Here is a 15553-nt window from a genome sequence, read left to right as displayed (position 1 = left end):
AATTGTGAATCGGTAGGGGCGATGCCACTCTGTCCGCCCTAACATTTAAGTATATATGCTTGCTCGATCGCTATTTTAGGAGTTGGGGCGAGTCATTAAAATTCGATCGATATTTAGTATCGCGGCGTCCCACCAATGGCTGATTCTGTTTCTGGTTAATATATTTGAGAATTGTTGCTAATAAACAATTTTTCAGATAAGATGCTTAAGAGCAGTAAGTTTGACCATCGCGCAATTTAACCGCAAATTGGCATCTAACCTAAGAGAGATTTCAACTCTAGATCGCAAAAAAAGCATCAAATTTCCGATCGCGGGGAACAACTGTATCCGAAATCTTCCCAGAAAACAAGTAGCCTGACAACCGAAGTTTGGCGATGCGTGGACTGCGGTGTAAAGTTTATTGAGAATATATCTCAATTGTTTCCTGGGAGTAACGCCAAAAAACTTGCTGCTAAAACCGATCGACTGTGAGAAGACCCATGAAACAAAACCAAGCATACAGCCAACAGAATCAAGAGTTAAACCCCAAGTCTTTCGGGGGTTTCACCTTTTACGGCGAGACACCAGAAGTCTCTCAAAGCGAAGACAGCAGCACAGAAACTCAGCCTGCTTTGGGTGAAGGTAAATCATTTCCCCTAGCAATGGCAAGCATCGGCGAGACACTGCAGATTGTCAAACTCAAAGGTTCAGAAGGCACGGTACGCCGTCTGATTGGTATGGGATTAGTCCCCACTATAGAAGTTCAAATCGTCAGCACATCTGGCGGTTCCGTCATCGTAGCAATTGGGGACAACCGCATCGGTTTGGGGGCAGGGATGGCACAGAAAATTATGTGTAGGAATTCAAAATTGCCATAGAAAAATTGCATCTACAGCAATCCTATTTTATTGGTGAAAAAGATTTTTTTTATTAACCGCAGAGGGCGCAGAGTCTCCAGAAGAGAGAGATTTTCGCAGATTCTGAAATTTCATTGAATTTTTACCAATTTAGACTGCATTCAAACAACAGATGAACGAGAAAAAACAACTAGGGGATTTAGCTGTCGGCGCAATCTGCCGCGTCATTGGCTATGAGAAAACAGCCCGCGCCTATAAGGGCAAATTGTTGGCAATGGGGCTGACACCGGGAACTGAATTTACTATCACCCGCTACGCACCTTTGGGAGATCCCATCGAAATCCTCGTGCGGGGTTTCAAACTCAGTTTACGCAAAGATGAAGCTAAAACTCTATTTGTAGAAGAGGTTAAATAATGGCTAAGCAAATTATTGGATTGGTAGGCAATCCTAACTGTGGCAAAACTACCTTATTTAATGCCCTGACTGGTGCCAAGCAGCGAGTAGGTAATTGGCCGGGAGTAACTGTCGAACGCAAAGAGGGAAAATACACTCACGATGGTTTAGCAATTACGATTGTTGACTTACCGGGAGTTTATTCTCTTGATGCGGAAGATGGAGATACTGGACTCGATGAATTGGTAGCGCGAGATTATTTGCTATCTGGGGAATCTGACTTAATTATTAATATTGTTGATGCTTCTAATTTAGAGCGCAATTTGTATCTCACTACCCAAATTTTGGAGATGCGCGTACCGACAATTTTGGCGCTGAATATGATGGATGTTGCCAAAGAACGGGATTTCAAAATCAAGGTCAATAAACTTGCAGAACGCCTCGGCTGTACGGTAGTGCCGATGAGTGCTTCCTCGAATGACGGAGTGCCTCTGTTGCGTGATGCGATTAATCGGGCGCTGTCTCAGCCGATCGTACCATCTGCCTATGTCGCTTATCCGGCTACGATCGAAGATGCGATCGTCCAACTCATCCCGCACATCGAAAAACACAGCCCAAATCGCACCGTAGATGCCCGCTGGACAGCCCTGAAGTTGTTAGAATATCAGGATGAAGTCGCCCCGGAACTCGCCAGTACAGAACTCGAAAAAATCGTCGTTCCGCACCGCCGCCGAGTCCATGAAACCCTCGATGACGACCTCGATATTATCATCGCCGACAGCCGTTACACCTTCATCCGCAACCTAACCCAAGGCGTCACCGAATGTTCTAGAGAAGTCAAAACCAACGTTTCTGACAAAATTGACCAAATTGTTCTCAACCGTTTCTTAGGCATTCCCGTATTCTTAGCGGTAATGTACCTAATGTTCACCATTTCGATTAACGTTGGTGCAGTGTTTATCGACTTTTTTGACATCGCCTTGGGGACAATTTTTGTAGATGGTTTCGCTAAACTTTTAGAAAGTATCAGCGCACCAGGATGGTTGATTGGACTTCTCGCAAAAGGTGCTGGTGGTGGCATTCAAACCACATCTACATTTATCCCCCAAATTGGGATGATGTTCTTGTGTTTGTCTGTTTTAGAAGACTCCGGCTACATGGCGCGGGCTGCCTTCGTGATGGACAGATTGATGCGATTTGTCGGACTTCCCGGTAAATCCTTTGTGCCGATGATAGTCGGTTTCGGCTGCAATATCCCCGGAATTATGGCGACGCGAACATTGGAAAATAAGCGCGATCGCACAATGACGATTATGATGAATCCATTCATGTCTTGTAGTGCCAGATTAGCAGTTTACGCCCTATTTTGCGGCGCATTCTTCCAAGTCGGCGGTCAAAACATGGTATTAGGACTTTACCTAATCGGAATTCTAGCCGCTGTTCTCACCGGACTAATCCTCAAGAATACCATCCTCCAAGGAGAAGCCGCGCCTTTTGTTATGGAATTGCCGCCCTACCACATTCCCAAGCTCAAAGGAGTGCTGCTGCGTACTTGGGACAGGCTGAAAGCTTTTATCACAAAGGCCGGAATTGCGATCGTAATCATGGTGGTTATACTAGGATTCATGAGCTCAGTGGGCACCGACGGTTCCTTCGGCAAAGACAACAGCAAAGACTCAATTCTTAGTGCAGTCGGCCACGCGACAACACCTGTATTTACACCAATGGGAATCACCCAAGAAAACTGGCCCGCCACCGTCGGTTTGCTAACAGGAATATTTGCCAAAGAAGTAATGGTTGGAACCTTAGATTCCTTGTACACCCAACTAGCCGACGAACAAAAAGCAGCAAGTGGAGAACCGGAGAAAGAAGAAGAATTTAGTTTCTGGGGAAATATCGGCCAAGCATTTTTTAGCATACCAGATAATCTTACAAAACTTCCCGGTCAACTTTTCGATCCCCTCGGCTTAAATTCTACTAATATTACCGACCAAAAACAAGCGGAAGAAGACCAAGGTATCTCTGGTAGCACCTACGGACAAATGTCCCAGCGGTTCGCTTCCAATCAAGCAGCTTTTGCTTATTTGCTTTTTGTATTGCTGTACTTTCCCTGCGTCTCCGCAACGGCTGCGCTTTACCGCGAAACTAACTTGGGATGGACTGTATTCGCAGGCTTATGGACTACTGGTTTAGGTTACTGGATTGCAGTCCTATATTATCAAGTCGCGACATATGCAGAGCATCCAGAATCTTCTGTTATTTGGGTAGTGAGACTGGTAATAGCTATGGCGCTGACACTTGCGGGATTAAAAATGATCGGTGCAATACGCCCCAAGCGACGCGCAGCAATCAGTAGTTAGTTGACTGTTGACTGTTAACTGTTAACTGTTAACTACGTTTAAGAATCAAACAAAGGAGAAAAGCCATGATTTTAAGCGAAATCCAAAAATTTATTGCTGACAACAAAAGAGCCTCTATCGCGGATCTAAAAATCCACTTTCGCATGGATGGCGATGCTTTGCGCGGAATGTTAAACCGCCTAATTCGTAAAGGCAGAATTAGCAAAATGGCAGAAGCCAAAAAGTGCGGCGGGTGTGGCAGTTGCGCCGACGATGCAACGGAGATTTATGTATGGGTAAATCCTGGCGAGTCGGTGTCAGAAAAAGAGCCAGTTTCTGCAACTTGCCATTAAGTGATATTAATTTCGTAGTAAGGACTTCAGAAATCAGGAAATGGCACTGCCGTTTCCCTACAATTAATCGGGGTAGGGAAACGGCACTGCCGTTTCCTCCTCGCGAGTTCATGATTATTTTGCGGTAGGGATACGGCAATGCCGTCTCCTCTAATCAAATAGCTAACTGATATTCAATTCAAGCAACTGTCTTAACTCTGGCACAAACAAGCGGCTTCTTTGGTGCGGGCTTTAATCGGCAAATAAATCACAAACTCTGCTCCCTGCCCTATTTCCGAATTCACTTCTATTTTCCCTTGATGCTTCTCGATTATCTGGTAGGAAATTGACAGCCCTAAACCAGTTCCTTTACCCACAGGTTTAGTGGTAAAAAATGGGTCAAATAGCCTATTGATTGCATCCGGGTCAATCCCATTACCGTTATCTCTAATCTTCACCACCACTTGATTTACTCCTGCTATTTCTGTGAGGATTTCAATCTCATTGTTTCGCAGATTTGGATTGCTCAACAGTGCATCAGCAGCATTGGCTATGATATTCATGAATACCTGGTTTAACTGCGACGGATAGCACTCTACTAAGGGCAATTTTCCATAATTTTTAATTACTTTAATCGCTGTTTTGATTTTGCTATTTAAAATTAATAGAGTGCTGTCAATTCCTTCATGGATATCGACAGGTTTCATTTCAGCTTCATCTAACCTAGAGAAGTTTCGCAGGGACAAAACAATTTGCTGAATTCGCTCAGTACCCATTTTCATCGAAGATAGTAACTTCGACAAATCTTCTGATAAAAAGTCGAGTTCAATTTCCTCGATGCAGTCTTGAATCGGCGCGCTTGCATTCGGAAATTCCTGCTGGTAAAGTCCTACAAGCCTGAGCAAATCTTGAGTATATTGATTAGCGTGAGAGAGGTTGCCATAAATAAAGTTAACTGGGTTGTTAATTTCGTGAGCAATACCAGCCATCATCAACCCCAAACTGGACATTTTTTCGGCTTGAATTAGTTGAGATTGGGCATTTTTTAAATCGTGAAGCGTTTGTTGCAGTTGGTGCAATTGTAGGTTTAGTGTACGATCGCGATTTTCTACTTGTTCTATCATACAGTTGAAAGCTTCCGCAAGTTGACCTACCTCATCAGAGGAAGGAATGGGTACTCTACCAGAAAAGTATTCATTGCTTGCCATCCAATTCACATTTTGAGTTAAATCTAGAATTGGTTTTCCGATGATTCGGCTAACTACAGCACCAACAATCGTGGCTAGAATTACCCCTGCCCAAAAGAAACTATCTAGCCGTTGAGATAAAGTTAATTGCGTTTGCTGCACTGTCGCCATTGGGCTAAACACACCTAGAGCTATGCTATCGCCTATTTCGGAGATTTCTACCGTTTTCATTATGTAAGACAGGCGCTCAATATCTATTTTAGTAGTCGATGTCTGTGGTGTAGGTTTTTTCCAAGATTTAGAGCGAATTTGGGGAAAATTAGTAGCAATTAATTCTCCTGATTTAAAGATTGCGAAGTAGTTTTTACTCTTAGTATCAATGTTGATTCTATCCAATTTTTCGTCTGTCACTAAGTCACCGACGACTACAGCACCAACTATCCTATTCTTGCTTCTAATCGGTGCAAATCCTACTAGCAATGCTTGCGGTTTGCCATCAATGCTGACAATATTTGACTTTTCTAAGCCTTTAAGTGCTGAATTTATCGCTGCGCTATTGATTAACTTCTTATGTATGAGCGAATCTTCTCGCAACTCTGCTACCATTTCGCCCCGCCCATCTACTACTTTGACTAAATCTAGTTTAAATGTGGTTTTTAGAGATAATATATCTTGACGCAAGATGTCTGTGTTTTTCTTTTCTATAGCGCGAATAAGTTCGGCTTCTTCTGATAGCAGTTTGGCTTGCATTATCAATTGAGTCGATCGACTTTTGAAGTCTCGCACGGCTAAAAATGCTTGGTTTTCAACTTGATCGCGCACTCCTTTTTCGAGAGTGTTGGCAAATCCGATTTTAACTGTGTGTATGACTAATAACAATAGAGTGACGGATACACTTAGAAACGGCACGATAATTTTGAGGCTCAGCGGTACTCGAAAGTACGGCGGGATCTTGATTGAGCTGTTGTCGCCCTCGATCGCACTCCTTATATTTTTCATAATTAATTATTGACAATAAAACTTATTAATATATCATAATACATTAACCGTAGATTTTCATTGCGGGAAGCTGCTAGTGCTGCAAAGTCTTGATATATAAAGAGTTGAATCTGTAGTAAATTTTGGCAGGCTGGCGAGTAGACTGCTTTTAGCACCCCAAAACTTGTTACTTATTTATGTCAATAGTGGCGCAAATCTAGAACCTCAAATCTAAAATCGGTTGGCGACTGTGTAGAGACAGCCAAAAGTTTAGTATTTCTTCCCCAACTTGTTCTGGATAGAAGTGATGAAAAAAATGCCTACCATCTTTACATTCCCAAAGTCGATCGCCCTTTTTCAGAAACTTAAGCCAGGGGCGCATGACAATAGGAGATACTACAAAGTCCGTCTTGCTACTGCATAACAACAAAGGTACTTCTACACCCCCATCGGATAAATTAGTCGTACTAAATAACGAGTGAGGCGAAGGCGAAAGTGCTAAATCTTCTTCAAAATATGATACAAATTTTTGATTAATATACTGATTTTGTTCTCCCAACATATCGCCAACCATTTGAGTTAAAATTTGTTTGCGGCTCCAGGAAAAAGCTGAAAGATGTGTATAGTAATGAGCTTGCCAATTAATAGCAGATGGCAAGCCGACAGCTAAAAGTCCCAAAGAGCTGACTTTGTGAGGATAGCGGCGGGCATACATTAAACCAATTAGTCCGCTGGTACTGTGACCGATTAGATGAATTGGGCTATTCCGCGCTTTCAAATAGTGATGTAGTAGCTCAACAGCGACATCTAAAGAACAAGCTTCATCTTCCGTTTGTTCGTATTCCCATATTTGTATTGGTACTGAATGATTTAAGTAGTTAATGAGAGAAATATCGAATAATTGCAAACTCGGACTGGCACTTAGCCATAGCACATCATCTGAAGTATATCTCATCACTTTTAAGTTAGAAAAGGGAGCTATTAATAATTTTAACTGGTTCCCAGACTCTTCTTGGGAACCGATGTCCAAAGGCTTTGCATCGCTGAGTAAAATTGGAGGCAGATCCTGGTAACGAGTAATTGCAAAACCTGCCCACCATTAATCCTAGATCGCAAATTCTGTCTTGAGTTGAGATACCCAAGATTTTACCCGTGCTTCCGTCAGATCGGATTGGTTGTCTTCATCGATCGCAAGACCAAAAAATTTGCCATTAACTACCGCTTTAGATTCATTAAAATCATAGCCGTCTATCGGCCAATAGCCAACAGTTTCGCCGCCCTGTTCCGTGATTTTCTCAGCCAAAACCCCCATTGCATCCATAAAATTATCCGGGTAGCCCTCTTGGTCGCCAGTTCCCAAATAAGCCACCTTTTTGCCGCTAAAATCAATATCATCAAGTTCTGGGAAAAAGCCTTCCCAGTCGCTTTGCAGTTCGCCGATATTCCAAGTCGGACAAGCGATAATCAGACATTCGTATTCAGCAAAATCATCATTTTCAATGCTGCCTATCTCGTGCAAAGTCACGATATCGCCACCAAATTCATCCCGAATCATTTCAGCCACAGACTCAGTTTTGCCAGTTGTAGTTCCGTAGAAAAGACCAATTGATTTCGACATTGTTACTCCGAAGGTAGAAGTTGACAGGGTTTGAGATTTCTTTTTTTTGAGTCAGGATTTGGCATTTCCTGCCTGCAATTCATGCAAAAACAGTAGACGCGATTGTGGCAAACCTGAGAAATCAGGGAGTCAAGACAGCAAGGACACTGTTTTTTCATTGGGTTAAATTTGAAAATTCATCAACCAAGCTGACTCGCTCATATCTGGGTCTGCTTCTCCGTCAATTAGTAACAGATTCAGCGTCGTTTGTACTTTTAGACTGCGCGGGATGCCTGCGGGTACAAACACAAATACTCCGGGTTTTAAAGTGACTGTTCGATCGCACACCGTGAGAGTTCCCCCTCCTTCTAAGACGGCGAGGGTTACATCTTTGGAGTTATCGAGGTCAGGTATTTCGGAATTTTTACCCAAACTCATCAGTTTTTGGCTGTCGGCGGGTTGTCCGTCGCTGATTCGATCGGCGGATGCGGAAACTATTGCTGCTGTCACGGTGATTGACCTCCAGGTACTGTTAACTTCCGGCACTTATTGCAATTAATATTCAATAAGCTACCATGCAATTTAGATAAATTGTCAAGAGTCTACCATTAAGATTTGTTACATAATGCTGTCAGACTAGGTTTAAACTCAGCACAAGCAGCCCCAAATTCACACGGAGCGGTGTTTGTGGACGCTAAGACAGCGCGACGCAAGGGCTTAACTTAAAAAATAGTTAGTAATTATTTGCAATTAGGTCTTAAAATTATATTTGTAGTGCGATCGCCAATATAGCAATTCTCAATTGCCCGCAATACAGTAAGGATACGGCGCAGTGCCTACGGAATATGTGTATTGCACTCAACAGGATAAGGTGTACCGCTGCGTGCGTACCCTAAAAAATGCAATAGAGGCGGGTTATAGCCGGATTTGTCGATCGCCCAAATCCGTCTCAAACTCGCCCCTAATGACAACAATCAACAATCAACCGACTAATTCTTCGCCCCAACGCCAACATACATAATCGACGTATCCTCATTGATTTGGATTTTAAACAACCCAGACTTTTTGTAATCAATATAGTTAGCGAAATTAACTGTTAAAAGTTGAGCCGCTTGTTTGAAAACTGCCCCGGAAGGAAACAACTGCTTTCCGCGTGTAAAATTCCCCCAAAAACCGTGCATCTGGGCTAAAACAGAACCCATTTCTCCAAACATATCAAAACCTTTAATTTCAATATTGCCAAAACCCGTATCTCGCATTACCGCAGACAGTTCCTCCGGCGTAATAAACTTTTCCCAATCGTGAACCCCCCGCCTAATTTCTTGCAAAATATTTTCCATCAGCCCAATCATCACAACTTGCGACGAAAAAGTTCGATTAATTGTATCAAAAAAGAACAATCCTCCGGGCTTCAGAATTCTGTGAACCTCAGACACAACTTGTTTGTAATCAGCAACGTGTTCTAGAACATCCACGCAAATTACCACATCAAAGGTATTGTCATCGTAGGGCATATTTTCGGCAAAACCTTGCCTGTAGTCAATCTCAAAACCGCTGGTAACTGCGTGATTTTGAGCGGCTACAATACATTTCTCCGATCGATCTATCCCAGAAACAATAGCACCTCTCTCGGCCATAAACTCGCAAGAAAAGCCGCCCCCGCACCCGACATCTAAGGTTTTCAGCCCTTGCCAATTAGTCGCGTGTCTGTCAAAAAACTCAAATCTGGGTTTATTTAGGTGGTAAAGAGCATAGATTTTAGATTTTTCGTCCCACCAATTATCAGCATTTTCGTCGTAAAATTCTAAATCATTTTTTACTTCTGTTTTCTGCACGATTTTTTCATTCCTGATTAGTGGAAAATATAGATGGCGATTGCACTTTTGCGTGATTTTATAGGACTGACGCCAAAAAAACCAATTTCTGTAGAAAATCGGATGTTTCGTGACCAAGAATTTCTTCATGTGGTACCCGCCACGTGATTTACCCGTGGAATCAATCCACAATCGAAAATAGAAAATCCTCAAGAAAGAGCATTTATCTCGCGCAAGTCAATCGAAAATCTACAATCGAAAATCGAAAATCGATTGACGAGTTCGCAGGCCGACACCAGGTTTCTGAATCCGCGCGCGTAAGTTCTATGTTCTCGTTAGTTGTGAATCGCCACAGTTTTTTATTATAATATCTCTGGCATAAATTTCAACCCGATGGATCGCGTTTCTATTATCATCCCAGCCCTCAACGAAGCGACTTGTCTGAAACGCACCCTCCGCCAACTCAGCATCCTTAATCCTCCCGCTTGGGAAGTGTTGGTGGTAGACGGCGGCAGTCAAGACGACACAACGGCGATCGCACTTTCCGCCGGCATCCGCGTTATTTCTAGCAGTATAGCCGGACGTTCCCTGCAAATGAACTTAGGTGCTCAAGTCGCCACCGGTGAAATTCTGTGCTTTCTGCACGCCGATACTTTAGTTCCCGACGACATTGTAGCAGTTATCCAGAAAACATTGTCCGATGCCGAAATTTCCGGTGGCGGGTTTATCTCCCTGATGGCTGGTTCGCAGCAAACAAAATGGGGTTTTTCCCTCCACAATTACCTCAAAACTTATTACGCGCCGCTGTTATTTCGACCTCATTTATTTTTCCAAGGATTGCGCCTGCTGTTTGGCGACCAAGTTATTTTTTGTCGCCGTACCGATTTTTGGGAATGCGAGGGTTTCGATGCTGCGCTGCCAATTATGGAGGAAGCGGATTTGTGTTTGAAGTTAGTGCGACGCGGGAGACTTAAGTTAGTCAATCGGGTAGTGGAAAGTAGCGATCGACGAGTTGCGAGTTGGGGCGAATTTAAAGCTATTGCGATCTATCTTGCGATTGGTTTTTTGTGGGGCTTTGGCGTTTCTCCCCGGTATCTCAAGCAGTTTTATGAAGACATCCGCTGAAACACAAAATTTGATTAAATTCCCAAAATGTACTGGCTGTAATTTTTGGGCAAAACTTTCTGCAACAGGTAAATAATCGCCCAACAACCTAACAAAGTCCCCGTAACTAAAAAGCCGAGCTTCAGCAGGGGATTTACCGCGTCAATAAACTTATAAAACACTAACAACACATATAGCAATCCTAAATGATTCAGATAAATTTGTTGGGGTAGTGCTAAGGATCGCGAATTAAATAACTTACAATTTTAATTGTTATTGTGGGATGGGCTCTTATAGCCCGTCCAAAACGGACGGGCGTCCCGCCCATCCCACTTTCAAGAGTGGAAGTTATTTAATTCTCATTCCTAAGAGTGCCTACCCCCTATCTATCGGGCAACCGGGCGTGGGATTGCCCCTACAATAATTATGCAAATGATGCGAGGAGTGCTATATAGCAATCCTAAAAGAGTCGTAAATTTTTTACCCCATCCCAACCCTCCCCGCGGTTTCGGGGAGGGAGTAAGAAATTCACAAATTATGCGAGGATTGCTATAGAGACTATTGCGAAAAAAAATCTACTGCGAAAAAAAATCTACCTAAATTAGGTAGACTTTTAGAAATGTTCAAGCAATGAGTTCACTGTGGGCTAACCGTTGTTGTGATGAATGTGGGACGCAGAAACACTATCCAACTGATCGCGCCCGTTGCGGATCACGCGCAGCATATCGCTCAACTTGTGCTCGATATTATCGAGCACTTGGTCGGCATAATCATCGGCTCCGTTTTGAATTTCCTCGCATTCAGCCATCGCCCTGACTCTCATCTCTTCCAATTCCTCTTGAGCCTGGTAGCGAATTTGTTCGACTTCCGCCAGCGTCGCCTGCTGAATTGCCTCGCAGTCGAGCAAAACTTGCTGCCGCAACTGATCTGCCTCTATCTTCGCCTGCTGGAGCAGGCCCATATCGTTTAAAATTTCTGCCGCTCTCTGTTCTGCTGCTTCTATCACTTCCTGAGCGTAAAGTTCTGCCTCTTGAAGCAAGTCGTCCTTGTGCCGGATGATCGTCTCGGCTTCCTGAAAGGCGATCGGCAAATTTAGCCTCACCAAGTCTAACTGATCGAGCAACTGTTCTTCATCCACCAGAGTGCGTCTGGTCATGGGAATTCGCGGGCTGTCGAGAACAATTTCCTCAAGCCGATTCAATTCCCGCTGGATGTCTACTCCTGCGGTTCGGGTGGGATCTCCGAAGGTGGCTGTGTTCTGAGGTGATTCGTTCTCAGTGCCGCGTCCGGTAATGTCGGGTTCGATGCGAGTTGGTTCCTGCTGGCGTAACATTTGTAAATATCTAGGGCGACGTGTTTCGGAACAAGATGATCTACGGAGCCACCAAACTTGGCTATTTCTTTAACTACACTACTACTTAAAAAGCTGTACTCGTTAGAAGTTGCCAAAAAAACTGTTTCAATTTCACCCAGAAGGGTTTTATTGGTGTGGGCCATCTGGAGTTCCATTTCAAAATCTGTTAATACCCGGAGCCCCCGCAGCAGCACTTTGGCTTGTCGAATCTTAGCATAGTTTACTGTCAAACCCTCAAAACTGTCTACTTCTACATTTGGCAAGTGTTGGGTAGAGCGCCGGATCTGCTCGATCCGTTCCTCTACGGTGAAGAGAGGGGTTTTGCTGGGGTTTCTGACTACGGTAACAATTACCCGATCGAACAGTTTAGATCCCCGCTCGATAATGTCTGCGTGACCGAAGGTAATGGGGTCAAAGCTGCCTGGATAGATTGCAATCACGAGTTTGGCTCAACGGAGTGGGGGGGAGTGGAGGAGTGGAGGAGTAGGGGAATGGGAGAGTAGGATAGTGGGGCAGTGGGAGAGTGGGGCAGTGGGAGATGTGGAAAATCTTCCTTCTTCCTTCTTCCTTCTTCCTTCTTCTGACGGACATCCGTTACATCCGTTACATCTCGCGCAAGCGAATCCGTTGCCGAACTTCCTTCTTCCTTCTTCCTTCTACTTTTTCATCGAATGAGCTTTGTAGAAAGTTTCGAGGCTTTGCTTGTCGCCCACAAACCGCCAGTGCCAAGGCTCGTAACTGACGCCTTGGCGATTGTTTCTGGGGAAGGACATTTCAAAGCTGAAGGCGACGGCGTTGGCTTCTAACCACTTGAATGCTTCGGTATTTTCAAAACTGGGGCTGAGGTTGTGTTCCGGGGCGCTGCCGTCGCCGATGTCGATCGCATAACCGGTGTGGTGTTCGCTGTAACCTGGAGGGGCGCTGACTTCGGCTCGCTTGCTGGCGTTTTGCCTGCGTTCGGCTTTCACATCAAAAAATACGTGCTGTTGGTCTTGCAGCGAGCGAAAGCCGGATATGGGAGCGAAATAGATGCCTGATGCTGCGGCGGCGTTGACCATTTCCTGATATTTTGCTGCTGCTGAGGTGCGGAGTTTGACGCTACCGTCGGAGGTGACGCTTACCAAGTCTTTGGCTGGTGCTTCTGGGTACGGCAAGTGTCCCAGCAGGTTTTCTGGGAGTGCGGGGACTTTTGGGGTGGTAGCTGGACTCGGGACAGACGGAGACGCGGAACTGGTGGGCGCTGAGTCTTGTTGAGTTTGCTCTGCCTGACTGGTGGCTGGGAACAAGTTAAAGTTGAGGTGCAGCCAGATGCTGACCCCAAAGGCTAAGGCGGCCAACCCTAGCAGTTTCCAAATCAGCCCTTTTTTCTTAGACTGACTCTGCCCTGCTTCTGGGTATGGGTGATCTCGCACTGCTTCTGGAATTTCGTCGGCGACAAGCTCCGAGGCTTGCGGGGGTTTTCTTGACAGACTAGCGTTATCCAAGCCAGCTCCACTCCTGCACTTCAATAAGGCTCAACGTTACAAATTGTAGATCGATATGGGCGATCGAACAGCTACAATTGCCGCTGAGAATATATCATCTCTTTCACACTTCGCCCCGTCCCATCCGCCAACTCTCGCATCTGTTGCTTGGGCCCACAGTCGATCGTCCCTGCGATGTCGAACTGGTTGGCGTTGGTAGCGCTGGTTTATTTTAAGTGTAATTTGTTACTGTTGTTCGACAAAATCCAACAATTCTTCGATCGACACATCAAACGTCCGCGCCAATTTTAGCAGAGCACCGATGTCAGCCATTGCCATACCGGGCGATCGGGCATAACTTTTAACAGTATTGTAGGATACTCCAGAGCGATCGGCTACTTCCTTCAGCGTCCAGCCTTCCCTAGCAGCAAACTCTCTGATCCGCAATTTAACCAATTCGCCTCTTGACATTAGGGTGAAATTTCACCTATAGTATATATGAGATTGAAAGCGCCGACCACCGCAACCGCACTCCCGGGGCCTAATCTTCCACAACATCAAACAAATCTTCAATCAACAGGTCAAAAGTTCGAGCTAATTTTTGCAAATGAGTAACGTCAACCGTTGCTAACCCGGGCGAACGAGCATAATTCTTAAGCGTGCTGTAGTGAACTCCCGATCGCTCAGAAACCTCTGTCAAAGTCCAACCCTTCTCGGCAGCCAGCTCTCGAATCCGCAACTTAATCAATCCCATTCTTGACAACAGGCCAGTATTGGTCTTAAAATATTTACATCATAAATAGCGATCGCCCCCCGGCCTCGAAAACTGAAGAGCGAACAGCTATTTATTCAAATGACCGACAATTTGGCATTCACCAACAAAAAGTAGGATTCACCAACAAAAAGTCGGATTCACCCAAAATCAAGTCGGATTCACCCCAAACAAGTCGCAGTCACCCCAAACAAGTCGGAGTCACCGAGTCACCAACCATGATACCAAAACAAAACTCAGAAGCCAAGCAAATAAATCCACTTGCTCGCTTTGTAACCAAAGAAGCAGTGGCCAAAGTCTTGAAAGTCAAGCCCGAACAGATTCGGGACATTCGCTGCTGGGCTTACGTCATCCACGTTGTGGGAGTTGGGATTAGTCGGTTTGTCAGCTACGGAGATATGCCGCCAATTTTAGGAGTCGAACCGCCGACGCTGCAAGATTGCATTCGGTGGCGGAAACGCTGGAGAAGCAGCCAACACCGAGCACCGATATTTTGGGTAGATTTTTATGAGGGGAAATTTCGGCAGTCTCGCGGTGTGGAAGAACTCTACAACTGGGGTAAGTTGGTAGGTAAGATTAAGCACGGGTTGTCAGAATTCCAGGTAGAGGGGCTGCGGAATATTTATTGTGTGGTGAAAGAGTGTATTCACGCTTTTTGAGGAGATGAGCGGATTTTGTCCCTACTTTTTGTGAGTTGCAAATAACAGTCGCTCGGATTGCAGAGGCAAATTTGTTAAGCAATCGATCGCTTTTACTCAAGGTTAATTTGATGATGAATTTAAAGCCCGCTCTCCCCGAAGATCGCGCTCCCGTCTGGCACAAACTACAATACTCAAGCCTTTGAAAGAGAAGCTGCGCTCTATGGGGCGGTCGTCCTATTAAGCAAAACACCCAAGGTATTTCGTTGCCGCCAACAGTCCAGCGATCGTTAGACTTAGAGAAAAACCCGAACTGACCCCATATATTAACTGGGAGGTGTCCAGGGGGGGCATTTAAATTGTAAGTGAGCTCGTCGCGGTACATCCATTTGCCGTCCGCGCGCCATCCGACGCGATCGCCCAACATATTCCAATCTTTGTAGAGAATCTCCCAAATCCGCTTCTGGACACTAAGACCAAAACGGCCTTTGCTGTACTTTAACCAGAGTTGGTCTATGGTAAGCAGGTCTTCGCAGAAAAAGCCTTTGATGTCTGCCAATAAGATGTCTGCTGGATGTTCTCTTCCTAAAACTTCCTTCAGCTTGTAAACTGTTTCCTCATCAGCTTCTTTCCACTTTTGGGCAGCTAATAAATTCCGCAGATTGCTGGGGAGCATCCCGGTTTTGCGCTTTTGATCATCAAACGGATATTGATCCGTTAAGGTAGGCGCACCGAAGCTTAAGCA

At 44.9% G+C, this 15553-nt stretch carries 18 protein-coding genes; 6 read left to right on the top strand and 12 right to left on the bottom strand.

Going from position 1 to position 15553, the window contains the following annotated elements; all coding sequences use genetic code 11:
• The first annotated feature begins 479 nt into the window (after window positions 1-479).
• From QUA88_RS18415 to QUA88_RS18400, 4 genes are all read left to right on the top strand, one after another.
• A complete protein-coding gene (locus tag QUA88_RS18415; RefSeq protein ID WP_333055426.1) occupies window positions 480-857 on the top strand; it encodes a FeoA family protein in 378 nt (125 codons plus the stop codon).
• Window positions 858-1008: 151 nt separating this feature from the next.
• The gene (locus QUA88_RS18410; protein WP_333209033.1) at window positions 1009-1251 is read left to right on the top strand and encodes a FeoA family protein; all 243 of its coding nucleotides are present in this window, start codon (window positions 1009-1011) and stop codon (window positions 1249-1251) included.
• On the top strand, window positions 1251-3590 hold the full coding sequence (feoB, locus tag QUA88_RS18405) for a Fe(2+) transporter permease subunit FeoB (protein ID WP_333273028.1): 2340 nt from the start codon (window positions 1251-1253) through the stop codon (window positions 3588-3590). The genes QUA88_RS18410 and feoB overlap by 1 nt, the downstream gene beginning before the upstream one ends.
• Before the next feature lie 65 nt (window positions 3591-3655).
• Window positions 3656-3922, top strand: coding sequence for a FeoC-like transcriptional regulator (locus QUA88_RS18400; RefSeq protein WP_333055429.1), 267 nt, complete (start codon window positions 3656-3658; stop codon window positions 3920-3922).
• 191 nt (window positions 3923-4113) lie between these two features.
• Here the strand turns inward: QUA88_RS18400 and QUA88_RS18395 are convergent, their stop codons facing one another.
• The 5 genes from QUA88_RS18395 to ubiG form a co-directional block, all read right to left on the bottom strand.
• Window positions 4114-6087, bottom strand: coding sequence for an ATP-binding protein (locus QUA88_RS18395; protein ID WP_333273025.1), 1974 nt, complete (start codon window positions 6085-6087; stop codon window positions 4114-4116).
• Window positions 6088-6283: 196 nt separating this feature from the next.
• The gene (locus QUA88_RS18390; protein WP_333209027.1) at window positions 6284-7021 is read right to left on the bottom strand and encodes an alpha/beta hydrolase; all 738 of its coding nucleotides are present in this window, start codon (window positions 7019-7021) and stop codon (window positions 6284-6286) included.
• A gap of 150 nt (window positions 7022-7171) precedes the next feature.
• Entirely contained in the window at window positions 7172-7684 is a 513-nt protein-coding gene (gene fldA / locus QUA88_RS18385) for a flavodoxin FldA (protein ID WP_333209025.1), read from the bottom strand.
• Between the two features lie 162 nt (window positions 7685-7846).
• Window positions 7847-8173, bottom strand: a complete 327-nt coding sequence (locus tag QUA88_RS18380) for a cupin domain-containing protein (protein ID WP_333055435.1) — start codon at window positions 8171-8173, stop codon at window positions 7847-7849.
• 479 nt (window positions 8174-8652) lie between these two features.
• Window positions 8653-9498 (bottom strand): bifunctional 2-polyprenyl-6-hydroxyphenol methylase/3-demethylubiquinol 3-O-methyltransferase UbiG, encoded by an 846-nt coding sequence (ubiG, locus tag QUA88_RS18375; protein WP_333055436.1) that lies wholly within the window; start codon window positions 9496-9498, stop codon window positions 8653-8655.
• Window positions 9499-9870: 372 nt separating this feature from the next.
• On the opposite strand from ubiG, the gene QUA88_RS18370 reads away from it, so the two are divergent.
• The gene (locus tag QUA88_RS18370) at window positions 9871-10602 is read left to right on the top strand and encodes a TIGR04283 family arsenosugar biosynthesis glycosyltransferase (protein ID WP_333055437.1); all 732 of its coding nucleotides are present in this window, start codon (window positions 9871-9873) and stop codon (window positions 10600-10602) included.
• A 14-nt stretch (window positions 10603-10616) separates the two neighbouring features.
• On the opposite strand, the gene QUA88_RS18365 is transcribed toward QUA88_RS18370, so the two are convergent.
• From QUA88_RS18365 to QUA88_RS18340, 6 genes are all read right to left on the bottom strand, one after another.
• Window positions 10617-10772, bottom strand: a complete 156-nt coding sequence (locus QUA88_RS18365) for a hypothetical protein (RefSeq protein WP_333055438.1) — start codon at window positions 10770-10772, stop codon at window positions 10617-10619.
• A 455-nt stretch (window positions 10773-11227) separates the two neighbouring features.
• Window positions 11228-11914 carry a DivIVA domain-containing protein gene (locus QUA88_RS18360; protein WP_333055439.1) on the bottom strand — a complete coding sequence of 229 codons (687 nt, stop codon included), beginning with the start codon at window positions 11912-11914 and terminating at the stop codon, window positions 11228-11230.
• On the bottom strand, window positions 11797-12375 hold the full coding sequence (gene coaD / locus QUA88_RS18355; protein WP_333055440.1) for a pantetheine-phosphate adenylyltransferase: 579 nt from the start codon (window positions 12373-12375) through the stop codon (window positions 11797-11799). Before coaD ends, QUA88_RS18360 begins: the two co-directional genes overlap by 118 nt.
• Window positions 12376-12591: 216 nt before the next feature.
• Window positions 12592-13419 carry a M15 family metallopeptidase gene (locus tag QUA88_RS18350; protein ID WP_333055441.1) on the bottom strand — a complete coding sequence of 276 codons (828 nt, stop codon included), beginning with the start codon at window positions 13417-13419 and terminating at the stop codon, window positions 12592-12594.
• A 225-nt stretch (window positions 13420-13644) separates the two neighbouring features.
• The gene (locus tag QUA88_RS18345; protein ID WP_333055442.1) at window positions 13645-13869 is read right to left on the bottom strand and encodes a helix-turn-helix transcriptional regulator; all 225 of its coding nucleotides are present in this window, start codon (window positions 13867-13869) and stop codon (window positions 13645-13647) included.
• 70 nt (window positions 13870-13939) lie between these two features.
• Complete coding sequence (locus QUA88_RS18340; protein WP_333055443.1) at window positions 13940-14152, bottom strand: helix-turn-helix transcriptional regulator; 213 nt, start codon at window positions 14150-14152, stop codon at window positions 13940-13942.
• Window positions 14153-14388: 236 nt separating this feature from the next.
• On the opposite strand from QUA88_RS18340, the gene QUA88_RS18335 reads away from it, so the two are divergent.
• A complete protein-coding gene (locus tag QUA88_RS18335; RefSeq protein ID WP_333273020.1) occupies window positions 14389-14829 on the top strand; it encodes a hypothetical protein in 441 nt (146 codons plus the stop codon).
• On the opposite strand, the gene QUA88_RS18330 is transcribed toward QUA88_RS18335, so the two are convergent.
• A partial coding sequence (locus QUA88_RS18330) for a GUN4 domain-containing protein (RefSeq protein ID WP_333273017.1) occupies window positions 14747-15553 on the bottom strand: 807 nt, incomplete at its 5' end. The two genes, QUA88_RS18335 and QUA88_RS18330, sit on opposite strands and share 83 nt — an antisense overlap.

This window comes from Microcoleus sp. D3_18_C2, from assembly GCF_036702395.1.
Classification (GTDB): Bacteria; Cyanobacteriota; Cyanobacteriia; order Cyanobacteriales; family Microcoleaceae; genus Microcoleus.
Note: the sequence above shows the minus strand (reverse complement) of the source record. Positions and strands in the feature narration are given on the sequence as shown.

Bases quoted from the DNA above. Each gene is read 5' to 3' on its own strand.
- QUA88_RS18415 (WP_333055426.1), top strand. From the start codon at position 480: ATGAAACAAAACCAAGCATACAGCCAACAGAATCAAGAGTTAAACCCC.
- QUA88_RS18370 (WP_333055437.1), top strand. From the start codon at position 9,871: ATGGATCGCGTTTCTATTATCATCCCAGCCCTCAACGAAGCGACTTGT.
- QUA88_RS18340 (WP_333055443.1), bottom strand. From the start codon at position 14,152: ATGGGATTGATTAAGTTGCGGATTCGAGAGCTGGCTGCCGAGAAGGGT.
- QUA88_RS18395 (WP_333273025.1), bottom strand. From the start codon at position 6,087: ATGAAAAATATAAGGAGTGCGATCGAGGGCGACAACAGCTCAATCAAG.
- QUA88_RS18410 (WP_333209033.1), top strand. From the start codon at position 1,009: ATGAACGAGAAAAAACAACTAGGGGATTTAGCTGTCGGCGCAATCTGC.
- QUA88_RS18345 (WP_333055442.1), bottom strand. From the start codon at position 13,869: ATGTCAAGAGGCGAATTGGTTAAATTGCGGATCAGAGAGTTTGCTGCT.
- QUA88_RS18360 (WP_333055439.1), bottom strand. From the start codon at position 11,914: ATGTTACGCCAGCAGGAACCAACTCGCATCGAACCCGACATTACCGGA.
- feoB (WP_333273028.1), top strand. From the start codon at position 1,251: ATGGCTAAGCAAATTATTGGATTGGTAGGCAATCCTAACTGTGGCAAA.
- fldA (WP_333209025.1), bottom strand. From the start codon at position 7,684: ATGTCGAAATCAATTGGTCTTTTCTACGGAACTACAACTGGCAAAACT.
- QUA88_RS18400 (WP_333055429.1), top strand. From the start codon at position 3,656: ATGATTTTAAGCGAAATCCAAAAATTTATTGCTGACAACAAAAGAGCC.
- QUA88_RS18390 (WP_333209027.1), bottom strand. From the start codon at position 7,021: ATGAGATATACTTCAGATGATGTGCTATGGCTAAGTGCCAGTCCGAGT.
- QUA88_RS18335 (WP_333273020.1), top strand. From the start codon at position 14,389: ATGATACCAAAACAAAACTCAGAAGCCAAGCAAATAAATCCACTTGCT.